General features: G+C 61.9%; 16 protein-coding genes and 2 pseudogenes. 13 read left to right on the top strand and 5 right to left on the bottom strand.

Annotated elements, in window-relative coordinates:
* The first annotated feature begins 191 nt into the window (after positions 1-191).
* The 4 genes from AB0H22_RS21815 to AB0H22_RS21800 are packed head-to-tail and all read left to right on the top strand — an operon-like array spanning position 192 to position 5,446.
* On the top strand, positions 192-914 hold the full coding sequence (locus AB0H22_RS21815) for a TnsA-like heteromeric transposase endonuclease subunit (RefSeq protein WP_358148919.1): 723 nt from the start codon (positions 192-194) through the stop codon (positions 912-914).
* Positions 911-3,082 (top strand): transposase, encoded by a 2,172-nt coding sequence (locus tag AB0H22_RS21810; RefSeq protein WP_358148917.1) that lies wholly within the window; start codon positions 911-913, stop codon positions 3,080-3,082. The genes AB0H22_RS21815 and AB0H22_RS21810 overlap by 4 nt, the downstream gene beginning before the upstream one ends.
* On the top strand, positions 3,079-4,203 hold the full coding sequence (locus tag AB0H22_RS21805; protein WP_358148915.1) for an ATP-binding protein: 1,125 nt from the start codon (positions 3,079-3,081) through the stop codon (positions 4,201-4,203). The genes AB0H22_RS21810 and AB0H22_RS21805 overlap by 4 nt, the downstream gene beginning before the upstream one ends.
* Before the next feature lie 13 nt (positions 4,204-4,216).
* Entirely contained in the window at positions 4,217-5,446 is a 1,230-nt protein-coding gene (locus AB0H22_RS21800) for a TniQ family protein (protein WP_358148913.1), read from the top strand.
* Between the two features lie 26 nt (positions 5,447-5,472).
* On the opposite strand, the gene AB0H22_RS21795 is transcribed toward AB0H22_RS21800, so the two are convergent.
* From AB0H22_RS21795 to AB0H22_RS21775, 5 genes are all read right to left on the bottom strand, one after another.
* Positions 5,473-6,612 (bottom strand): ImmA/IrrE family metallo-endopeptidase, encoded by a 1,140-nt coding sequence (locus tag AB0H22_RS21795; RefSeq protein ID WP_358148912.1) that lies wholly within the window; start codon positions 6,610-6,612, stop codon positions 5,473-5,475.
* Complete coding sequence (locus AB0H22_RS21790; protein ID WP_358148910.1) at positions 6,581-7,255, bottom strand: hypothetical protein; 675 nt, start codon at positions 7,253-7,255, stop codon at positions 6,581-6,583. The genes AB0H22_RS21795 and AB0H22_RS21790 overlap by 32 nt, the downstream gene beginning before the upstream one ends.
* 193 nt (positions 7,256-7,448) lie before the next feature.
* Positions 7,449-7,859 (bottom strand): hypothetical protein, encoded by a 411-nt coding sequence (locus AB0H22_RS21785; RefSeq protein ID WP_358148908.1) that lies wholly within the window; start codon positions 7,857-7,859, stop codon positions 7,449-7,451.
* A gap of 36 nt (positions 7,860-7,895) precedes the next feature.
* Complete coding sequence (locus tag AB0H22_RS21780) at positions 7,896-8,588, bottom strand: hypothetical protein (RefSeq protein ID WP_358148906.1); 693 nt, start codon at positions 8,586-8,588, stop codon at positions 7,896-7,898.
* 169 nt (positions 8,589-8,757) lie between these two features.
* Positions 8,758-9,015: a helix-turn-helix transcriptional regulator gene (locus AB0H22_RS21775; protein ID WP_358148904.1), complete on the bottom strand. Its 258-nt coding sequence runs from the start codon at positions 9,013-9,015 to the stop codon at positions 8,758-8,760.
* A gap of 298 nt (positions 9,016-9,313) precedes the next feature.
* Here AB0H22_RS21775 and AB0H22_RS21770 point away from each other — a divergent pair, with 298 nt between their 5' ends.
* From AB0H22_RS21770 to AB0H22_RS21730, 9 genes and pseudogenes are all read left to right on the top strand, one after another.
* A complete protein-coding gene (locus AB0H22_RS21770) occupies positions 9,314-10,237 on the top strand; it encodes a hypothetical protein (protein WP_358148902.1) in 924 nt (307 codons plus the stop codon).
* Positions 10,238-10,454: 217 nt separating this feature from the next.
* Positions 10,455-10,808, top strand: a complete 354-nt coding sequence (locus AB0H22_RS21765) for a hypothetical protein (RefSeq protein ID WP_358148900.1) — start codon at positions 10,455-10,457, stop codon at positions 10,806-10,808.
* Between the two features lie 59 nt (positions 10,809-10,867).
* Positions 10,868-12,217 carry a hypothetical protein gene (locus AB0H22_RS21760; RefSeq protein ID WP_358148898.1) on the top strand — a complete coding sequence of 450 codons (1,350 nt, stop codon included), beginning with the start codon at positions 10,868-10,870 and terminating at the stop codon, positions 12,215-12,217.
* A gap of 40 nt (positions 12,218-12,257) precedes the next feature.
* The gene (locus AB0H22_RS21755; protein ID WP_358148896.1) at positions 12,258-12,836 is read left to right on the top strand and encodes a hypothetical protein; all 579 of its coding nucleotides are present in this window, start codon (positions 12,258-12,260) and stop codon (positions 12,834-12,836) included.
* 193 nt (positions 12,837-13,029) lie between these two features.
* Positions 13,030-13,725, top strand: a complete 696-nt coding sequence (locus AB0H22_RS21750; RefSeq protein WP_358148894.1) for a DUF4433 domain-containing protein — start codon at positions 13,030-13,032, stop codon at positions 13,723-13,725.
* A 12-nt stretch (positions 13,726-13,737) separates the two neighbouring features.
* Complete coding sequence (locus AB0H22_RS21745) at positions 13,738-14,817, top strand: macro domain-containing protein (protein WP_358148892.1); 1,080 nt, start codon at positions 13,738-13,740, stop codon at positions 14,815-14,817.
* A 316-nt stretch (positions 14,818-15,133) separates the two neighbouring features.
* On the top strand, positions 15,134-15,529 hold the full coding sequence (locus AB0H22_RS21740) for a hypothetical protein (protein ID WP_358148890.1): 396 nt from the start codon (positions 15,134-15,136) through the stop codon (positions 15,527-15,529).
* 264 nt (positions 15,530-15,793) lie between these two features.
* Positions 15,794-16,003 (top strand): annotated as a pseudogene (locus AB0H22_RS21735) (flavoprotein); the annotation flags it as partial.
* Positions 16,000-17,143, top strand: a pseudogene (locus AB0H22_RS21730) (MFS transporter). The pseudogenes AB0H22_RS21735 and AB0H22_RS21730, both read left to right, overlap by 4 nt.
* Positions 17,144-17,284: the final 141 nt, after the last annotated feature.

Raw genomic sequence — 17,284 nt, 5'->3', positions numbered from 1 at the left:
CAATTCTCAGTTCTGATGGCCACTGCTTGGCCAATTGGCCACAAAAGTGAGACGCGGCGTTGAGCGTCGGCGTGTCGGGTCCGTTCGCTTCTTCGTAGGGCGCACTCTCTAGTTGGGAGTACCCCGATCAGCGGAGAGCCGATGGGATGGTTACGGCCAGGGCGTTAGCGATAGCAGGGACAGACTCGGGTTTGGCCGAGCCTGAAGGGGTTGTCGTCAAGTTCCGGTCGAGCTTCGACGGTTCAGCACTGCAGCGGCCTTGGCTGGATGTGACGGCTCAGGATTTGCGAGCTGCAGCGCCGTGGCGCACGTTCCGGTGGTACAGGGGCCAGATGCACTATTCCGGAACATATTGGTCTGCCACATGTGGCGGTCACGTCATCTACGAATCGCGTTTGGAGTTGGCTCGTCTGCTGCTCGCTGACTTCGATCCGGCAGTGTTGTGGATTGTTCCGCAGCCGGTGCTGCTGGAGGCATCGGTAGATGGCGGCCTGCGCAGACACGTGCCCGACTTCCTACTGTTTACGAGCCATGGCCCGGTGGTGGTGGATGTTAAGCCAGCCCGGCAAGCGGCTAAACCGTTGGTAGCGTTTACGTTCGGATGGACGCGCGCGGTGGTGCAGTCACGCGGGTGGCGGTATGAGGTGTGGCATGAGGCGGACCCTGTCCATCTGGCCAATGTGCGTTTCCTGGCGGGCTACCGGCACCCCCAGCATGTCAATACACAAATTGTTGACGCACTGTTGGACGCTGAACTCGCGGGAATGACAATTGGAGGGGCTATCGACAGCGCGGGGCAGTGGCCTAGCGCGATGGTTCGGGCGGCATTGATGCACATGTTGTGGTGTCAGCGATTCACGGTGGATTTGATGCGGCCGCTGAGTCGCTCACACGTACTGGCAGCTGCGGCATGAACCCCGCCGGAGTGCCAGTAGGGGTGGGCACCCGGTTCCTTTACGACGGCGAAGTTGCCGAGATCACCGAGATGCATCCCAGTCCCGCTGGGTTGCAAGCGATCTTGCGTAGTACCCGCACCCGGCAGGTGTTGCGTCTGTCGATCAAAGAGCTACTTGCCGGTGAGCGGGCGCTGATCCTTCCGAGCGGGGCCGGCCCCTCTTCGGATGATCCTCACGATGTACCCGCGGTGGTGCTGTCCAATATGGATCGAGCTGAACGCGACGTTGTCCTGGACCGTGCCGCGCATGTGCGTGAGGTGCTGACGGGATACAAGTCGGGTCACGCGGCGACGGCTATTGCCGGTGAGCCCCGTGTTGAGTACGGGGCGGATGTGCCGTTGATGCAGCGGTATGAGGCCAAAGCTACCGAGTTGAGTTTGGGGATAAGGACTTTGCGGCGTTGGACTAGCCAATTCCAGCGAAGCGGTGAAGCCGGGCTGGTTGTTACCAAACCGGAGGTGGCGTCGACGGGGCGCGTGGATGAGCGGTGGGTTCAGACGGCGGTGGAGATAATGGTCGAGCATCGGGACCAGTCGAAGCCATCCCGATCGCTGGTGATTGACCGCACTAGCGCCCGCGTCATCCGACGATTCGGAGTTGACGCGGTGGCGTTACCGTCGCGTGCCAGCGCATTTCGGGTGTTGAGTGAATTGGAGAAGCAGCATCCCACGTTCCGGTTGAGTGCGAAACGCAATCGGGATATCGCCGATCGGCCCGCCGGGGTATACGGCAAGCTGCGCCCGACCCGCCCGGGCGAGTACGTCCTGATGGATACCACTCGCCTGGACGTGTTCGCCCTGGATCCCCTGACGCTGCGATGGATGCAAGCAGAGCTGACAGTGGCCATGGACTGGTACACCCGCTGCATCACCGGATTACGGGTAACACCGGTGTCCACCAAATCGGTGGACGCGGCCGCGGTTTTGTATCAAACGTATCGGCCGCCGCCAGCGGTGGACACCTGGCCCGCGCACGCCGTATGGCCCGAACACGGGATACCGCGGACGGTTCTGGTTGATGTGGAGGCGATCGAGCGGCCGACTACGGGGCGAGCGGGGCCAGTCATTGTTCCGGAGACGGTGGTAGTCGATCACGGAAAGATCTATGTCTCCGAACACTTGACGAGCACCTGCGAGCGTCTAGGGGTGTCGATTCAGCCGGCTCGGTTGCGCACGGGCAGGGACAAGGGGCCGGTGGAACGGTTCTTCCGCACGATCCGCGAGGATCTGCTGCAGGCGCTACCGGGATACAAAGGGCCCGACGTGTATTCGCGAGGTCTCGACGTGGAGTCGGAGGCATTTTTCTACCTCGATGAACTCGAGGCGATCATCCGGGAATGGGTGGCGGTGGTGTATCACCACCGCCCGCATGATGGCCTGGTCGAGACAGGGGTTCCCGGTCTAGCACTGTCGCCGGCAATGATGTTCGAACACGGGGTGGCCCGCGCCGGATACATCGAGGCACCCCGCGACCCCGACCTGGCCTACGAATTCCTCAATATCGCGTGGCGCACGATCCAGCCCTACGGCGTAGACTTCGATCGGCGCCGTTACAACGGACCCGGGCTGAACCCCTACCGGGAAATGACCAGCCCCTACGGTGGGAAAGCGAAGGGTCGCTGGCCAATTCACTATAACCCCGACGACATAACCCAGATCTTCTTCCGAGACCCCGACACCCGCAAATGGCACACCCTGGCGTGGGAACACGCACCGGCGATGAAGATGCCGATGAGCGAAGACGCACTACAGTTCGCGCGCACACAAGCGGCAGCCAAATACCGCTACCCCGACGACCGGCTGGCAGTCGCGGACCTACTGGAACGCTGGAACCTGGGTTTAGGCACCACCTTGGCCGAACGGCGCATTGCGCTGCGCCTGTCTCGGGAATCGGCCCAACTCGGCGCCGGCGTAGCCGGACAAGCTCCGGTATCCAGCCTTCCTTCGGTGGCCAAAGTACTGGCCTCGGTCAAACCCTCAATGCCACAAGCCGATCAGGACGTTGACGTTGACGTTGACGTGGGCACCGAACCTGCCGAAGAAGGCGACGATGACGCCGCCGATTTCGACCGCGATAACACCGGTGAATGGGGCATTTTCTACAGCGACGCTTTGGAGGATGTATGAAAACACTATGCAGTGATGACGAGCCCGAGCGGCCCGCACGGCTCGATAATTTGACCTTGGCCCGCAAAGAGGGCTGGCGCAAACTCGTCGATACACCCGCACGGATATCGCCGGAACCGTTGAACCGCAAGCAGCTTGAAGCGCTCAGCGAAGACGAATATGAGAACTACAACCGACACCGCCGCGAATGGCACGCCAACTTGGGCACCATCAAAACCCCGCAGTTAGAGGCGTTGCATGAAGACTTGTGGGACATCATCGACAGCAACGCCCAAGACGGCGACAAAGCCAAGGGCGCCGTGGCGATCGACGCCTTTCCTGGACTCGGTAAGACCACCGCGGTACTGGCATTTGCCCGTCAGTATCACCGCCGCGAAACCAAAGCCCTCGGCCACACCACGGGCTCCGGTGATGAGCGGTGGCCCGTATGCCGGGTCGGCTTGACCGGCAATACCGGTATGAAGGAATTCAACCGTGCGATGCTTGAATTCTTTGCCCACCCCGGCGCCACACGGGGCACCGCCGCCGACTACGCCCGCCGAGCCCTGGACTGCGTACTCACGTGCGAGGTGCGTGTCCTGATCATTGATGATCTGCATTTCCTACAGTGGCACAACAGCTCTGGCATCGCGATCAGTAACCACTTCAAATACATCGCCAACGAGTTCCCGGTAACGATGATCTTCATTGGGGTGGGCCTTGCCGCGCGCGGCCTGTTCTCGGAAGGACAGCACTATCAGGACGCCGTGCTCGCGCAAACCGGCAGGCGCACCACACTGCTCGATCTGGAACCGTTCACCGTGAACGACGAAAAAGGCCGCCGCCAATGGCGTCAGCTGCTACTGGCCATCGAAAACAAACTCGTGCTGACCGACAAACGCCCCGGCATGCTTGCCGATGAACTCTGTGAATACCTGTATGCCCGCTCTACAGGCCACATCGGCTCCTTGATGACCCTTATCAACCGAGGCTGCCAACGGGCCGTGCGCACCGGTGCCGAAGAGCTGACCGTCAAGCTGCTCGACAGCGTCAAAAATGACGCCGCCTCCGAAAAGGCCCGTCAGGAACTGGAACTGGCGATTGAATCCGGCAAGATCCGCGTCCGAGGCAAAGCCGGCTAGCCGCGTAAGGCCAGTGAAACCTACGAGTGTCCCGGCGCGCACACTGCCTATCCGGGTTGAACCTATTGAGGGTGAAGCCCTGGACTCCTGGCTCGAAGCGCTCGGCTACCGTTTCTCGGCGGCGTGGGGGGACATGGTGGCCGCGGCCGGACTTCCCGGCCAGGACCAGACAGGGGCGTTCTCGCCGCTGGCGTCGCTGAACGCTGCGCAGACCGATGTGCTTGGCACCGTCACCGGTGTGGCCCCTGCCCTGCTGCACCGAATGACACTGGCGCACCACCACGGAACCGGCCTGGCGATCCGCGCCGGAACAGACAAGGTGGACCGTGCGTTCCCGTGGTCACGGATGAGATACTCGCGATTTTGCCCGGACTGCTTACGCGACACCGGCGGTCGCTGGCAGCTCTTCTGGAGACTGGGCTGGGCATTCGCCTGCGAACAGCACCGATGCCTCTTAGTGGATGAATGTCCCGCATGCCGGCAGCGTCAACGGGAACGCCCTCTGCCAATCGAACTGGTGCCGCACCCAGGTCACTGCGCGACCCCTGCATCCCAGTCCACCGGACGGGCCCCGGCCCGCTGCGACGTCAATGATCTCGCGCAGAAATTGTCAGCCCGCCACCTAGAGCAGCTGTACCGCGAACAGAACCTCTCAGCACCCCAGATCGCTGCTCGATACGGCGTCAGCCGACAGACGGTGATCCGCCTGGCCCGCCAATACGGCCTCGAAATACGGCCAGCACACAGATACTGCACCCACGAAACAATTGGAGCGGACTGGCTATACGCCGAGTATGTAATCAACGGCCGCACTCTGCCCGATCTGGCGGCTGAGAAAGGTATGAGCACCGCCAACATGGCCCGCTGGGCCAAGGTTCACGGAATTGAGCTGCGTGGACGCGGGGGCCGCAGCCATTCCGCCAGTATGGAGGCGCTCAAAGCAGCTCGACACGCTCCAGAGATTCTGCGGCCCGCATTGGACCAAATCGGGGGCCACGAACGTCTCGCGCGTTTTGTCGCGGCGTCCCGATTCCCCACGCTGACGAGTGCCGCGCAGCAGCTTTCAATTGCGCAGTTCACCCTCGTCAACCAAATCAACCGCATCGCAAAAGAACTCGGTGGCCCACTCTTCGACCGTGCCCAGCGGGGCCGCCCGATGACTCTGACACCGTTGGGCACACGGGTTGTGGACGCCTGGACCGGGTGGACTACCCAACTGTCATGCGGAGAAGGCGCTAGATGATGCCAATGGCCAACACGGGTGAATGCTTAGACCAGTTGCAGGTGCCGCTGGGAGGCCGGTACGTGCGTGAGTTGGCGCCTGTGCGCATCGTTGGTTACTTCGATTGCCTGCGCGGGGCGTAACTGGGCACCGAAGGTCAATGCGTGTACTTCGCTGACGGGAACGGCAAGATCGGTGGCGATGAGCTGGGCATCTATCATCGAGTTGCGTGGACCGGCAAGTACCTGGGCAAAGACTCGCGATATCTCATAGTTAGGCATCCCGCCGGGCTCCGCAGTCCGGAATCCTTTCTGGGACAACTCAATACAGATTTGACGATATGCCCAGTCGGTGAGGCGGCCGCTGCTGTGCGCGGCGTACGCCAGAGCCATCGCTGACACCTTGAACTGACTGCGGGCCTGAAGAAGTTCGCGGACTGTGGCGTTGTAAGGCAAATACTCGGTCAGACTATCCGTGGGCATCAGGAACTCCGAAGCGAAAGCGTCTGCGTCGCGCTCAGCCGAGGGTGTTTCGGCAGGAGCGCCGTAGTGCAACACCAGATGCCCCAACTCGTGTGCGAGGTCGAATCGGATACGTTCCGGAGTTTTGCAGCGGGCAATAAAGATGTAGGGGATGTCGTCGCGCCAGATCGAGTATGCATCGACAGCGTCCGCAAACGGGGGCAAGGTATAAACCCGGATACCCCGAGATTCGCACAACTGCACCAGGTTCGGAAGCGGCTTTGTTCCCAATCCCCACATGCCGCGCAATACTCGCGCCGCGGTGCGTGGCTTGTGACCAACGAAGATCGGCAGATCCAGCGGTGGAAGCACGAACCGTTGCGATATCCACCGGTCGATCTCGACACCGAGGACACCTGCCGCCACAGCTGCCTCTCGCTGTTGCGCACTGGCCCGCCTCATTGCACGGAAGTTGACGTCCGCAGCCGCAAACGCCAGCGCATCGGGGCGCAGAAAGTAACCAGGCGGAAAATCGAGTGCGGCGCCGAGTACCGGTGCAGCCGATGCCGGGGCGCCATCATTCTCGTACTTGGTGATAGTGCGTGGCGGCACACCGATTTGCTGGGCCAGGGCGACTTTTGTCAGCCCTCGCCGCATCCGCGCAATGCGGATCCGGGTGGGGCTCAGGAGCGTGTTAGCCGACTTCTCGAACTTCGAAGTCGACATCTTGACCTCCCACATCCAGTGGCCTCTTGGCTGATTCCTTCGGCTTCCAGCTACGAAGGATCACTCGGACCCGCCAACCAGTGAACTGGCCGTCCCTGAACCCTAGCGGAAGGGACACTTCTAGCCGAATCTCGGAATTGGCACGATGATAGACCAGAAACCAGTTGCCTGCTGGTGGTACGGCGACATCCTCACTGAAGCTGCGTGACTGGGCGAGCAGCTTGTCGACCTCGATCAGCGCAAGTGTCCCGTTGACAGCTTCCTCGGTCGCTGAGCCCTTTTTGCGGGCTGCCTTAGGCCCTGTGGAGTGGTCGATGACACCGGTCGCATCCGTGCCTCCCACTGTCGACAGGGTGTAGGGCTTGTCGGTGTGCCGGGAAATCGGCCGATTCCGGGGATTGTCGCCGCGCCAACTGTTGCTGGCGGCCAGTTCGCCGCGTAATGACCCGACCACGTGAATCCAGCGGCTTAGGCCTGCTCCGGTGATGGGATGATGCTCGGTAATGTTGCCAGCTGCGATGTCGCCGGCCTCGATCGCGTCATGAATAACGTCGGCTGTGATGTCCATCCGGGCCAGGTAGCTCGGAGCGTCCTCGGGTCGGATCACCGTGGCGCGTCTCGGCGATTCTACGGGTTGAACCATGGCGATGCCGCCTTCCCTCAACGTGCGCCGTCCTCGAACGACGCGTCAAATTTTCGCATGAAACCCCGACCTTGCCTGGTCATAGGCTCAGCGTGTCGTTGTCATGATTAAGCTACCGGGAGGGTCAGACACTGCTGCGGCTACACGCGTCGGTAAGCTGCCGCGCTCCTCGTATGCAGCCTCGGTGGTTCGCTCAGTAGTCCGCCCACCGGCGTCCGTCCGATGTCAGATCGCGGGCATCGATGTAGATTCCGCGGATACGGAAAGCTCTTGGGCAGTGCGCCATTGCGAATAACTGGCCGGACCGTAGATCCGATGTCCACCAGGGTGTCTGCAGAAAACGATGCTGCGCGGTAGCCCACGGGGGGCAGGGTTCGCCAAGTTGGGTGGTGACAAGATCTGCCGCAGCGGCCACAAGGGAATCGAATCGGGGGTCGCCGATGGGTGCCGGTTCGTCGTTGACAAGGTGCAGCGCCGACAGGCCGGATTCTTCTGCGCCACGCATAAATTCGAAAAATATTCGAAGCCGGTCGGCTGTTTTCGGCCAGGCCTGCATTGCTTGGGCAGCTGCACGCAGTGTTAGTGCTGCCGGATCCGATGGCATGCGCACACCTCCTGTGGGACAGGACCGCGGGTGCGGTTACTGATCGGCGAGCGCTGTCAGTGACTGAGCTTCATGAAACCAGCGTGACATATCTTCGCGGCGGGCCATCCAATCCGCACAGATACCTACCCCTGCCGCGCGGTGCATCTCCCGCACGCCGCGCCGGGTGTCGTCGTAGTCTGCATAGCCGGCTTGCCGCACCCGATATCGAGCCTTCTCCTCGGGACTTGCGTGCTGGTAACAGCTCTGGCCGAACACGCCCGGGCTCACAGGGAGCGCCTTGGATCGACAGGGCTGTCCAGAAGACTGCGTGGACGCCGAACAGACCGGCTGCGTCCCATGGGACTTAGTCATCCCGGCTGCAGCGTCCAGCTCGGCCAGTTGTTTCTCGAGCTGTTCAGTACCTGAAGACGCCGGTGACATACGCGGCGCACCGTTGCGTACGGCGGCCTTGTGTCGCGCGAACACCGCCTGCGGCCTCGAGAATCCAGCGCCCCATGCCTGCGCCAGTGCTGCACCCTGATTCAAAAGGCTCGCCGCCTGGCGAGCGCTGCGCAGGGCAGCACACAACTCGGTCCTCAACTCATCTAAGTTCAGATCCACTTGGCCGGGTAGCGCCTCTAGGACAAGCAGACTCTCGATCATCGACACTCGTAACTCATCGAGCAGAGCCATTCCCATGGAAGAGGCCCACTCCACCCCGTAACCCGGCACACCGTCAGGCACCACCCAAGAAATGTACTACTAGTAGTGCTAGTAGCGGTTGGCTGCCAGCCCGTTATACAGCCGATCTCGGCGGGGTCTTTTTGTGTGATGGCGACAGTGGCCGGTCTGGCGCGTCGTGGTTCACGGACGAAGGGGGGCACCGTCGGTGAAACGCCATAGCCCAGTGGGCGAGTCACGGTTGATCCAGCAGATCGCTGGCCGGCACGCCGAGAGCCTCGGCGATATCGAACAGTCGCTCGTAAAGAAGCCCCCGGCGGCGGTGCTCGACGTCGATGAGGATGTTGCGAGTGACACCGGAGGTCAGCGCCAAGGCCTCCTGGGTCATGCCCCGCTCGATGCGCAAAGCCCGGATGCGGGAGCCAACCGCACGACGCACCTTCTGCCAAGCCGCCACACGCGCGGGGTCGTTTTGCTCGGGACGTGTGGGCACGCACCCCAGTTATGGGTCGCCCGTGCCAAAAGTCCGCCCCACTAGTAGTGCATACGGTGGTTGCTGTTGTCGCATCTGTTGCTGGGCACAGGTCGTGCGTGAGAGGGATTCGAGCCAGGAGTGGGCTGCGCGTTATGAGGTGATTGGATCTGAAAGTAGTTGCGCGAGAACCTGTGTGTGTCTTAACGGTGTGCCCTGGGCTGCGGGGGGCGGGTACCGCTGCGGGCGTGCGTGGGGGATTGGCGGCGCGTTCGGCAACGGTCAGGTGGCGGGCGTGTTTTGTGCGTCATACTCGGCTATGGACACCGCACGCGTTCGGGGTGGGGATCCCACCAAGCAGGTGGCCGCCCAACTGCTGCGGAGTTGGGACCCGAAGGTGGTTGCCGCCACGCAGTTCTATTGTTGGTCGTGTCCGGTGCGGGTATTTCCGAAGGCTTACGAGCCCAAACGCAGAGTCCAAGCGTATTTCTCGCTGTATGACGGGGAGCCCCACGCACCGGATTGCGAAGGGGTGACACCGGTGGCGGCTGCCAACGAGTCCGGTGGTCTAGCGGTGGGTGCGGTTCCTACGGAAGTGTACTGGCCGTCGCGGTTGCTGGATCGGCCGGCGGAACGCACAGTCCTTGACGAAGATGGCGGCCTTGCACCGGCGCAAGATCGCCGTCACAGCACCCGCAGCAGCACCGCGGGTGGATCGGGTTCGGCGCTGTCACGGTCGGGCCGCGTGTATTCGATATTGCCGTTCGCCGTGGCGTTCTGGCAGATGTCGCGGTCGCAGCGTGAACAAGCGCACATCGATCTGCCCGCTATCACTGATGCTGACCGGTACGCCTATGCCTTCAAACAGTTGCCCACGTGGGAGGTACTGACACTGAAGTACCCGCGGCGGGTGTTCTACGCCAAGCTGCGGTGGACCTCGCCGCTCGATGATGACGGGAGGGCCTTCAAAGTCGCGTTGCACGCCGGCGACTGGGACGCGGACACTAAAATATTTCATCAGCAGTGGCAGTTCCGGGTAGATCACACGCAGTGGACCCCGCAAGCCCGATCGAAGTTCCGTAAAGAGATAGACCGTGCCGTTCAAATTGCGCGGGAAAAACATTGGGTTCCATGGGTATTCGCCCTGGCCACCCAAAGCCGGATGCAACCGTGGATCTGCGAGGTTGATCAGCGGGCACACATCGCTGTCATCGCGGTAGATGCCGACAACATGGTCAGGTAAGACTAGGCCGATCAGCAAGGCGGGCACCAGATTCACCGTCCCGATAGCGGGCGGGAACTATCGCGCCGCGGGGGGCTGTGCCCGGATCGGCCGTCTGACCCAGAGACTCGGGTCGGGGCGGTATGTCCTGTGCCCGCGGTGTTGTCGGTGGCTGTGGCTAGCCTCACGTGTCCAGGTTGTGGCGGCAGTGCGCGATCTTCGAGAAGGGCAGAAAAATATGGCTGAAGCGGCATCGCGGGTTGGTGATGAGCGGCAGTACCGGGTGGTGATTGCCGTGGATTTCGGGACCTACTCCACGGGTTTTGCGTGGGCCGTTGTCGATGGTCGAAATGACGCGGCGGCAGGCCGTTTCGTTCAGCAGTACACCCAGTGGGACGGGCAGCCAGTGCCCTATCCCAAGACGTTGACGTGCCTGCTTCTTGACGGCAATGACGAAGCGGTGGCCTGGGGTTTTGAGGCCGAGCACCGGTGGCAGTCGATGCGGTCAGCGCGTAACAAACAGTTCAGGCTCGTGCGCGGCTTCAAAATGGCCCTTGCGCCCGGCAGCGGTCAGCTCCATCGAGGGCACTAGATGACACATGGCCGGCCGCGAGTGATCTGATCACCGCCTATTTGAAGCAGATTTACCGGATGGCAGTTGAGGAGGTCGCAAAAAGCGGGTTCGGGGAAGCGGACATCCGCTGGTGCCTGACCGTACCGGCGATCTGGGATGACTACCAAAAGCACGTGATGCGCCAGGCCGCGCAGGCTGCGGGTTTCCCGGCCGAGGAAGGCAGGTTGATGCTGGCGTTAGAGCCTGAGGCTGCAGCGCATTACGCGCGTATCGCGGGAGTGAAGGTGATTGGGGAGGAGGGCAGGGAAGCTCCGAGCCTGCTGACGCCGGGTTCGCGGTTTGTGGTGGCGGACTGTGGAGGAGGGACCATTGATCTGACCGCGTACAGAAGCGAAGCTGACGGCGGAATGGCGCAGATCGCGGAGGTTTCCGGCAATGGCTGCGGCTCGTACTATCTGAACCGTGCATTTGAGGACTTGGTCCTTGTTCCCCGTTTGGGCGGTGCTGACGAGTACGCGAGGTTGTGTGAGCAATGCCCGGAGGCTCTCGAAGAACTGCTTGACGGCTGGGAACGTGCCAAGCTGTCTATAGGGATGAATCGTGTTGACCCGGTGTATCTTTCACTTCCAGTGCGGCTAACTCGGCAAATGCGTCCGGAGGTGCTTGACCAGCTGCGGGAGGTACAGCTCGACGGCGAGAATGAAGCCATCGTGGTCACTGCCGCCGAGACGCGAGCTATTTTCGAAACGGTGCTGCCCCAGTTGGCTGAGCTGCTTGATCAGCAGTTGGCGCAGGTTCGTAAGGAGGTGGGCCGCCGCGACGGTAAAGAGGTCGTCCTTCTGGTCGGCGGTTTCGCGAAATCTCCTTATCTGCAAGGGAGGATCGCCGAGCATCTCGGGGATCGTGCGACCGTGGTTTTGGCTCCAGATCCGGCGGCGGCGGTGCTCATCGGCGCTGTGCATTTCGCGTATGACCCTCAGACGCGCAGGCGCCGCACCAAGTACACCTACGCCAAGGCTATTGCTACCGATTTCGACCATGATCGGGACAAGCCCGAAGATCTGGTGGTGAGTTGGGAAGGTGAGGAGTTGTGTGTCGGCCGCCTGGATGTGTTGGTGCGGGCTGGTGATTCGATTCACACTTCGGAGGTTGTTCGCTGCGAGGGGTATCCGATTTATAGCGATCAGTCCAGGATCGCTATTCGGCTGTACCGCACACCGAACCGTGAACCGCGGTATCGGTCTGACCAAGGATGTGAATTGATCGGATCGATGACCGTGAGCCTGGCCGAGGTGATGCATAAAGACATCAGCGAGCGGGGTGTCCTGACCGAGCTGCGCTTCGGCGAGACCGAAATCCAGGCCACCGCAACGCTTATCAGTACAGGGGCAGCCCAAGCGGTGACCTTCGATTTCTGGGAACAGTGACCTGATGAAACCGCATTTCACAGGGGCCCGGGAGAATGTCATGACTAGGATCCGCAGAGTGCGCCAATGGTGGCGCCGTATCTTCAACCAGGTCTGCCAGAGCGCTGCGGTTGTCCCCGAAGCTATGCCGCACCAGCCTCAGACAGCTGCCGCTGGGTCAGGCACACCGGTGGTGGAGGTGGCTGATATCGCCGCGCATGCCTTGTTGGCCGAGCAGTTCCGCAGCCTGGCCGAACAAGACATACAACATCTAGCACGCATGGGCATGCGCGCCGACGGGCTCAAAGGACGCTTGGCGGTGGCGCAGCGCACTGCTGAACTGTGCCGGCAGTTATGCGCGGGTCCATACATCATGGCGCACTCAGATGAGTTGCAGGACCATGAGTATCGAGATCGCAAGCAGCAGATCCAGACCCGACTCGATGCCCTTTTGGAGCAGGGGACTAGACACGGGGGCACGCTCACGTTTGATTTCACCGCCGCAACCGGTGTGTCGGTGACGCCGCGCCAGCAGCTGTGGTCGATGTGCGAGCAGAGCGGCGATGTTGCTTTCGTTGTGATACCCGCGTATTGCGTGGATGGTCAGCTGCTCAGTCAGCAGGTGGTGTACACGCACTAGGAGCGTTTTTCACGCTGCTGCCCAAAGCGTGGGTGCGAGCTCGGCTGTGTTCAGCTCTCCCCCCGTTAAAGAGCTGAACAGTCCGCTGTCCCCGCACGCCACTGAGAAGCCCGCGAAGGCCCGGGCTATTGTTCGAGAGTCCTAAAGCACCACCTAATACGACCCCGCAGACTAGTAGAATAAAAGCACTGTCATGGCGATGATGTTGTTTCCCGACTCCGGCTTTATGGGCCGCAATGGAGCCCCATGCCGCGAAGCACCCCGAGACTGGATCGTCTGGCACTTCACGCATATCGACAACCTCGCCGGGATCATCGGACAGGCTGCCCTGCTTCCTGATTCGATGATCACACCTGCCACCACCGTCGCCAACGAAGAGGTCAAACACCGCCGCCGTTTCAACCTTGTGATGCCGCACAAGGACTATCCGCCGGCCATGGTCAGCGCACACGTCCCGTTCTACATCGCTGCCAAGTCTCCGATGCTGCTGGTGGTGTGCAGCGGCCGCGGTGAGTACAAAGGCGGACACGGCCCCTTAGTTCACCTCGGGCTGGCGCTTGGCGACATCATCGATGCAGGTCTGACATGGTGTGCCAGCGACGGCAACGCCGCCGCCCAATTCACCCAGTACAGCTGCGACATCGAGACCCTCGGGCAGTTCGTGGACTTCGAGTTACTCTGCCAACGCGACTGGTTCAACACTGACGACGACCGCAATCGGCAAAGCCGCCGGTCGGCGGAAATTCTGGTCCAAGGACCATTCCCGATCAACCTGATCAGGCACATCTGCTGCTCGAATCAGCAGACACTGAACGCAGCGCACGGCCTGCTTCAGAATGTCGGAGGTATGCGTGACTATAGAGTCCAACCACAGATGTACTACCAGTAAAGGAGGAGGCCTGTGATCACCTACGGCGACGGCGACCTTCTTAAAGCCGACACCCAGGCCCTGGTCAACACGGTCAACTGCGTCGGCGTCATGGGCAAAGGCATCGCGCTGCAGTTCAAACGTCGCTACCCGGACACCTTCACTGCCTACGAAAAGGCCTGCAAACGAGGCGAGGTCACTATCGGGTCCATGTTCCTCACCCGAACAGGTCAGTTAGAAGGACCCGAGTACGTCATTAACTTCCCCACTAAAAAGCATTGGCGCGCACCGTCGCAGCTGTCATACATCGAGGAAGGCCTCACCGACCTCATCCGGGTTATTCGCGAACACAACATCACCTCGATCGCAGTCCCGCCGTTGGGTGCCGGAAACGGCGGATTGGACTGGTCCGACGTTGAACCACGCCTTATCGCAGCGTTCAATGCACTACCCGACGTACATGTGGTGCTATATCCGCCGGCCGACGGAATCCGCCTGTTGGCCCCGCCCCAGAACATCCGAATGACCTGGGGCAGAGCCATGTTGCTCGAAGCGTTACGCCGCTACCTGAGTCAGCGACGTGCCACGGAGCCCTGGGAGGACCCCGCCGGAGTCTCACACCTTGAAATCCAAAAGCTCATGTACTTCGCCGATGCGATCGAACCGCGCCTGGCACTGGCGTTCAAACCGCATCGTTACGGCCCCTACAGCGAGAAAGTGCGCCACCTGTTGCTCAACATGGAAGGCGCCTATACCCAAGGACTCGGCGACGCTACGGCCAGAGCATTGAGCTATGACCCGATCTCTATCACCGACAACGGAATCCAAGAACTGAACACTTTCCTTGAATCAGACCCGAACGCGGCACGTGTCACCACAGCGATCGACGCGGTCGTAAAAACCCTGGACGGATTCGAAGGTCCGTACGGCGTCGAACTATTGGCCAGCACCCATTGGGTCGCCACCCAACAGGAGGCCCGCGATCCGGAGACTGCTGCCACCGCGGTACGAAGCTGGACCCAACGCAAAGGCCGCATCTACACCGACGAGCGGGTCGCGGTCGCGCTCGAACGCATCCTGCAGACCACCACCGCCGGAGCGCACCCCAACTAGACCGGTGAGACCCAATCCGGACAGTTCGGAGTCCCGAACGCACCTAAAACGTATGTGGTGAGGTCTCGGGCGCTGTCCCGCCTCGAGCTGTCATGGCTGCCGTAGCTCGGCGAGCGTTGCGTGGAACAGACGCGCCGACGATCGGTGATCCCGTTTGTTTGCTGCCACGCCGGCAGCGAGCCGGCGGCGAGCATCGCGGCACCGTTGGGGCTGATCACCGGGCCGCGGCTGCAGGAGTCCCCCCGCTGAGTAATTTATATGGGATCACACGTGTGATTGTATTTGTGATTTACTGTGTGATTGGGAGGTGGTTGTTGTGACTGTTGATTCCACGTCAACCCCGGACCTCGCTGCGTATCACGAGGCCATCACCTTGACCACGGCCGCGTTGGTCTCCGAACTCGGTAGCCTGTTGGGCCTGAAATTGGTCGCTTACCTGGGCAATGTCAAGGAGACGCGCGCCGTACGGCAGTGGGCCGTTGGCAGCCGCGCCGTCAGCAGTGTCGAGGACGTTGAGCGGATGCGTTTGGCCTTCCGTGCGGCCCGGCTCATCATGTCGCGGGACTCTAAGGAAGTTGCGCAGGCCTGGTTCCAGGGCTTGAATCCATTACTCGGGGAGATCTCTCCAGCGCGGCTGCTGCGTGAGGGAGAACTCGCTATCACGGGCCCGCAGGTCTTGGCGGCTGCGCGGCAGTTCGCGGCGGTCGGGTGAGCGTAGGGCGCACCACGGCGTTGATCGAGACGCCGGCCGGGATTCTGTTGCGTTCGCACTTCTCGAGTGGTTTGGGCAATTCAACAGTCAGAGATCAGGAACTCAAAAGGGTTCCTGATCTCTGTGTTTGGTGGGATCGTAGTGCTTGGAACCGCCGGACAGACCGGCCGCACATTGCCTGATCTGGCCGCCGAAAAGGGTATGAGCACAGCCAATATGGCTCGGTGGGCTAAGACCCATGACGTTCCGCTGCGGGCGCGTGGAGCGATGACCGGCTACGAACAAGTCCGCAGCGTCACCGCCGAACTGGCCGGCGACCACGAAGCCGCCCGCCGCGTCGAACTGGTACTGCCCGACACCGGCGTCTGCGGAGGCGCGGGACTCTTCGATGACCCCGACAGCCAAGGCGCAGGCGGCTGCTGCAGCGTCACCCCAGAACCACTAACCATCGGGGCCCGCCCGCCCCAAGAATGAGCACCGCCGCCGCGCCGACACAGCCACACGCGGCCACCGGGCCGCGCGGCGTACTGATCACGCTGTGCCTCACCGAGATCACCAGCTGGGGCGTGCTCTACTACGCCTTCCCGGTACTGGCACCGCGCATCACCGCCGACACCGGGTGGTCCGCGCCGACGGTGACGGCGGCCCTCTCCGCCGCACTGGTGGTCGCAGCGGTGGCCGGTATCGGGGTGGGCCGCTGGCTAGATCGGCACGGCCCACGTTGGCTCATGACAGCCGGATCACTATGGGGCCCTGCCGCGTTGATCGGAGTTGCGGCGGCACCGAGCTACGGCTGGTTCCTTGCCGCATGGCTCATGGCGGGGATCGCGATGGCTGCAGTGTTCTACCCGCCTGCCTTCGCCGCATTGACCCGCTGGTACGGCCCCGGCGCGGTACGCGCACTGATGGTCTTGACCCTCGTAGCGGGACTGGCCAGCACAGTCTTTGTCCCGCTGACCAGTGTCTTGGCATCACGCATGGATTGGCGTACAACGTATCTGGCCCTGGCTGTGCTGCTGGCGATCATCACGGTCCCGGCGCACGTCATCGGCCTGCGCCGACGCTGGCCTCCGCTGCCGGCGATGCACCTAGCTGAGTCGCCAACCCGAATCGCACGAAGCAGACCGTTCATCGCCCTGGTCGTCCCCGCTGATGAACCAGCGCGGCCTCAGCAGCACCACTGCAGCTGTGGCGCCAGCTCTCGGTGGGGTGGGGCAGGTGATCGGCCGCCTCGGATATCCCACATTGGCCCAACGTGTCTCGGTAGTACCCCGCACCCTGCTGGTCATGGTCGCCGTGGCGGCAACCACTGCACTGCTCGGGGTTTTCGCATCTGCGGTGTCGCTGATCCTGATCGCCGTGGCCGCCGGAATGGCGCGCGGAATCATAACTCTTTTGCAAGCCACCGCCGTCACTGAACGCTGGGGCAGCATGCATTACGGGCATCTCAGTGGGTTGCTTACCGCGCCGATCATGCTTACTACGGCGCTCGCTCCCTTCACGGGTGCAGCGCTAGCCCAACTCATGCACGGGTATCCGGCCATGTTCTTGGTGCTGGGTACTGCAGGGGTCATCGGCGCTGCAGCCGCTGCCGCAACCAGCGCGGCCCGGTAATCTGCCTTGGCGAGTTGGCGGACACTCTGCCGTTTGTCACCACAGTCATCAGGGTCGTCGAATGCCGCGCCCATGGCTGAGGACGCTGCGCAGCGCCGCAACCCAATGAGCTTGTGGCTGGCCACCGGTGCACCCACTACT

Origin of the sequence: Mycobacterium sp. NPDC050853, from assembly GCF_040653875.1 — a bacterium.
Classification (GTDB): Bacteria; Actinomycetota; Actinomycetes; order Mycobacteriales; family Mycobacteriaceae; genus Mycobacterium.
This window is presented reverse-complemented; position numbering and strand designations above follow the sequence as displayed.